Source organism: Streptococcus sp. UBA3373, assembly GCF_002360305.1.
Taxonomy (GTDB): domain Bacteria; phylum Bacillota; class Bacilli; order Lactobacillales; family Streptococcaceae; genus Streptococcus; species Streptococcus alactolyticus.
Map to the genome: position 1 here is coordinate 2,352 of NZ_DEQF01000019.1, position 5,029 is coordinate 7,380.

A 5,029-nucleotide genomic window follows, 5' to 3' on the forward strand; every position below is an offset into this window, starting at 1 on the left:
ATGTTGCAAACCCATAAAGATAATATGGCTAGTTTGACGGTAGCTGTTATTGATGTGCCGTTGAAAGAAGCCAGCCGTTTTGGGATTATGAATACAGACACCAACGATAGAATTGTTGAATTTGAGGAAAAACCAGAACATCCAAAATCAACCAAGGCTTCAATGGGGATTTACATTTTTGATTGGAAACGCCTGCGTGAAGTCCTCATCAATGCTGAAAAAAATAACGTTGATATGTCTGACTTTGGTAAGAACGTGATTCCAGCTTACCTTGAAGCTGGGGACCGCGTTTACACTTACAATTTCAACGGCTACTGGAAGGACGTTGGAACGATTGAATCGCTTTGGGAAGCCAATATGGAATACATCGGGGAAGACAATGAGCTTCACAGCCGTGACCGCTCATGGAAGATTTATTCTAAAAACCTCATCGCTCCTCCTAATTTCATTACAGAAGAAGCTGATGTTAAAGATTCGCTCGTTGTCGATGGGTGCTTTATTTCGGGGAAAGTGGAGCATTCTATCCTATCAACCAATGTTTAGGTGAAAAAGGGAGCTCAGATTAAGGATTCCTTTATCATGAGCGGAGCAATTATTGGAGAAGGTACCAAAATCACGCGTGCCATTATTGGGGAAAATGCCGTTATCGGTGATGATGTCGAAATTGATGGGACAAATGATGAAGTGCAAGTTGTGGGCTACGGTGAAGTAGTAGGAGGTCAAAATGAAGCGTGATAAATATACTGCAGTTTTGGGAAATGCGGTGGTCTACCATGATATGTCAACCTTGACTGAAAAACGTCCTTTGGCAAATCTGCCATTTGATGGCAAGTACCGTCTGATTGATTTTCAATTATCAAACCTAGCCAATGCAGGTATTCATAACATTTATGCTATCTTTAGAGGACACAATATTCACTCGGTTTTCGACCATGTGCGTAGCGGTCGTGAGTGGGGGCTAAATACGCTGTTGAGCCATTATTTTCTTGGCTTTTACGAAGAACAACACAGCAGCGAGTTGGCCAATCGTGATTACTACGAACAGATTTTGACTTACTTAAAACGCTCAGGCAGTGAGCAAACGGTTTACATGAATTGTGACATCTTATGTAACATTGATTTGGCACAAGTCATTCACCTGCACGAAGTCAGCGACGGCAATATTACCGTTGTTTACAAAAAAATGCCTAAGGAAGCCATCTCTGATGCCAATGAAATCCTTGACATTGATGAAACCGACCATGTGATTGGACGCACGACTATTGATGACAATTTGGAATTGCAAAAAATGTCTGCTGATATTTATGTGGCTAAGACACCGTGGTTGATTAACCGCTTGGAAGAAGAAATGAAGCGAGAAGAGCCACGTCGTCTACGTTACTTCTTGCGTGAGTTGTTGCTCACTAGCAATGCTCTAGCCTTTGAATACACGGGCTATCTCTCAAATATCTTCTCTGTTAAATCTTACTACGATGCCAACATGGATATGCTCAATGCTCAAAAATTCTATTCATTGCTTTATACCAACCACAAGGTTTATACGCGCGTGAAAAATGAAGAGGCGAGCTATTTCTCAAACGAATCACAGGTAACCAACGCCCAATTTGCGTCTGGTAGCCTTGTGAAGGGACGTGTTGAGCATTCTATTGTGTCGCGTAATTGCTACCTTTCTAAAGATTCGCAAATCACAGGTAGCATTCTCTTTCCAAAAGTAACGGTCGGTGAAGGTGCTGTGGTTGAAAATGCCATTGTCGATAAGAATGTTATCGTGCACCCAGGCGTTGTCATTCGAGGCACTAAGGAAAACCCACTTGTTATTAAAAAAGGTTTAGAAATCACTGAGGATATTATAGAATGAAACTATTGTTTGTTGCGGCAGAAGGGGCACCCTTTGCCAAGGCAGGCGGATTAGGCGATGTCATTGGGGCATTGCCTAAATCCCTTGTCAAAAAAGGTCATGAGGTTGCTGTGGTTCTGCCATATTATGACATGATTGATGTTAAATTTGGCGATCAAGTCGAAGACGTCCTGCATTACTACACCAATGTGGGTTGGCGTCATCAATACGTGGGCGTTAAGCGTTTGGTAAAAGATCAAGTCACGTTTTACTTTTTAGATAATCAATACTATTTTTTCCGTGGTCATATCTATGGCGATGGGGATGACGGGGAGCGCTTTGCTTTCTTCCAATTAGCTGCGATTGAATTGATGGAAAAAGTGGCTTTTATCCCTGACCTTGTCCATGTACATGATTATCACACAGCTATGATTCCTTTCTTGTTGAAGGAAAAATACCACTGGATTCAAGCTTATCAAGGCATTCGTACGGTCTTGACCATTCATAACTTAGAGTTTCAAGGGCAATACGACCCAGGAATGCTTTGGGATTTGTTTGGAGTTGGCTTTGAACGTTATGCTGACGGGACTTTACGCTGGAATGAGTGCCTTAACTGGATGAAGAGTGGGATTTTATATGCTGACTGCGTCACAACCGTTTCGCCATCTTATGCCCAAGAAATTAAAACTCCAGAATTTGGCAAGGGCTTAGACCAAATTCTACGCATGGAAAGTGGTAAACTAACAGGTATCACCAACGGTATTGACACTGACCTCTACAATCCTGAAACAGACCAATTGATTCCTTATGCTTTTTCTGCGTCGGATTTGACTGGAAAAATGCAGGATAAAAAAGCGCTTCAAGAGCGCCTTGGCTTGCCTGTGCGTGAAGACGTGCCTTTGATTGGGATGGTTTCCCGCTTAACAGACCAAAAAGGCTTTGGTTTAGTAGTCCATGAGCTGTGCCACCTACTTGAAAAAGATATCCAAGTGGTGCTTTTGGGAACAGGTTATGACGGATTTGAAGCAAGCTTTTCTTGGTTTGCCCATGCTTTCCCAGACAAAATGTCTGCCAATATTACCTTTGACCTCGCCCTTGCCCAGCAGATTTATGCGGCTTGTGATCTCTTTTTGATGCCAAGTGCCTTTGAGCCATGTGGCTTGTCACAAATGATGGCTATGCGTTACGGCACCCTGCCTATCGTTCACGAAGTCGGTGGTTTGCGTGATACCGTTCTGCCTTACAACCCTTACGACCAGACAGGAACAGGCTTTAGTTTCCAAGAATTTTCAGGCTACTGGCTGACCAAAACCGTTGAAAGGGCCTTGGACCTTTATCATCATGACAAAGAAGCTTGGGAAATGCTGCAGCAAAATGCCATGGCTTGTGATTTTTCATGGGACACTGCCAGCCAAGCTTACGAGGACTTATATCGTTCTCTTTTCCAATAAAATTAACCAAAAGGAGCTTCTAAAAAGGCTTCTTTTTTACAAACTCCATACACAAAACAGACTCCCATTTTACATGGATTTGAAAGTAAACAAAGGTTAAGAATAATATGAGAAAACGCTTCCCTAATCTGCGATTTCGTTGACAATTCAGCAAAATAGGACTAAAATAACAGAGTAAAAAAATTTATAAAGGAGATTCATATCATGTTGAATTTAGCTATTTTAGCACTTGGTTTTGGTGTTCTAGGTGTCAGTATCGGTGAAGGTATCCTAGTAGCCAATGTAGCCAAATCAGCTGCACGTCAACCAGAAATGTTTAGCAAATTACAAACACTTATGTTCTTAGGGATTGCCTTCATCGAAGGTACATTCTTCGTACTTCTTGCTTGTACATTCTTCGTAACGACTAGATAACAGTTGGTATATCTTTAAGGGGGGGTAGAATTGGAAACTTCTGTGAATCCAACAGCGCAACTCTTTGGGATTGATTTTGACTTAACCATTCTCTCAATGTCACTGTTGACAGTGCTCATTACATTTTTGATTATCTTTATTTCAAGCCGCAATATGCAATTGAAACCAAAAGGAAAACAAAATGTGTTAGAGTGGGTGTATGAGTTCGTACAAGGAATTATTAAACCCAATCTTGGTCGCTATACTAGCAACTACAGTCTCCTCTTCTTTAGTTTATTCTTTTTCTTAGTGATTGCCAACAACATAGGGCTAGTCGCAAAAATTGAAATTGGTGGCTACAACTTTTGGTCATCTCCAACCTCTAACGCAGCCTACAACTTTGGATTGTCTTTGATGATGGCTGTTGTTATCCACGTTGAAGGTGTGCGTAAAAATGGTTTTAAGGGGTATTTGAAAGAATACCTTTCACCAACGCCAGCAATGTTACCAATGAATATTCTAGAGCAGTTTACGAACATCATTTCGTTGACGCTTCGTCTTTATGGTAATATCTTTGCCGGTGAAATCATTTTAGGATTGTTGGTGCAATTTTCAGATACTAGTATCTTTGCATGGCCAATAGCATTCGCCTTGAATGTTGTTTGGACAGGATTTTCGATCATGATATCTTGTATTCAAGCCTATGTATTTGTCATTTTGTCATCTGTTTACGTTGGTGACAAAGTGAATCACAAAGAATAATAAGAAAGGAGAAAGTATTTATGTCAACGCTTATTAATAGCACAAGTCTTGGTAACATTATTATTGTAACTGGCTCTTTTCTTCTCTTGCTTGTTCTCGTTAAATTATTTGCTTGGGATCAAATTACAGGCATTTTTAAGGCTCGTGAAGAGAAAATCGCCAATGATATTGATGATGCCAAAGCAGCTCGTGAAGAGGCTGAAGATTTGGCCGCTAAGCGTCAAACAGAATTAGCTGGTGCACGTTTGGAAGCAACGCAAATCATTGATGATGCCAAAGAAACTGGTAAAAATCAAGAAGCTAAAATCGTTGCTCAAGCGCATGAAGAAGCTAAACGTTTGAAAGAAAAAGCTAATCAAGACATCGCACTCAGTAAGGTAGAAGCCCTATCAAGTGTTAAAGGTGATGTTGCTGATTTAACCGTAATGTTGGCAGAAAAAATCATGGCGACAACGCTTGATAAGGAAGCTCAAAGCGATCTCATTGATAGTTATCTTGATAAGCTAGGAGATGCCTAATGGATAAAAAAACAGTAGCACTTGTTGAACAGTATGCCAAAAGTTTCGTTGAAGTAGCTATTGAAAAA

At 40.8% G+C, this 5,029-nt stretch carries 5 protein-coding genes and 1 pseudogene; all 6 read left to right on the forward strand.

Annotation, left to right across the window (positions count from 1 at the left end; genetic code table 11):
* Window positions 1-735 (forward strand): annotated as a pseudogene (locus tag B3R79_RS03090) (sugar phosphate nucleotidyltransferase); the annotation flags it as partial.
* Window positions 725-1,858 carry a glucose-1-phosphate adenylyltransferase subunit GlgD gene (gene glgD / locus B3R79_RS03095; protein ID WP_293693692.1) on the forward strand — a complete coding sequence of 378 codons (1,134 nt, stop codon included), beginning with the start codon at window positions 725-727 and terminating at the stop codon, window positions 1,856-1,858. The pseudogene B3R79_RS03090 and the gene glgD, both read left to right, overlap by 11 nt.
* Window positions 1,855-3,288 carry a glycogen synthase GlgA gene (glgA, locus tag B3R79_RS03100; protein ID WP_293693694.1) on the forward strand — a complete coding sequence of 478 codons (1,434 nt, stop codon included), beginning with the start codon at window positions 1,855-1,857 and terminating at the stop codon, window positions 3,286-3,288. Before glgD ends, glgA begins: the two co-directional genes overlap by 4 nt.
* A gap of 204 nt (window positions 3,289-3,492) precedes the next feature.
* A complete protein-coding gene (locus B3R79_RS03105; protein WP_154454365.1) occupies window positions 3,493-3,702 on the forward strand; it encodes a F0F1 ATP synthase subunit C in 210 nt (69 codons plus the stop codon).
* A 30-nt stretch (window positions 3,703-3,732) separates the two neighbouring features.
* Entirely contained in the window at window positions 3,733-4,443 is a 711-nt protein-coding gene (atpB, locus tag B3R79_RS03110) for a F0F1 ATP synthase subunit A (protein WP_293693696.1), read from the forward strand.
* A 20-nt stretch (window positions 4,444-4,463) separates the two neighbouring features.
* The gene (gene atpF, locus B3R79_RS03115) at window positions 4,464-4,961 is read left to right on the forward strand and encodes a F0F1 ATP synthase subunit B (protein ID WP_154454363.1); all 498 of its coding nucleotides are present in this window, start codon (window positions 4,464-4,466) and stop codon (window positions 4,959-4,961) included.
* Window positions 4,962-5,029: the final 68 nt, after the last annotated feature.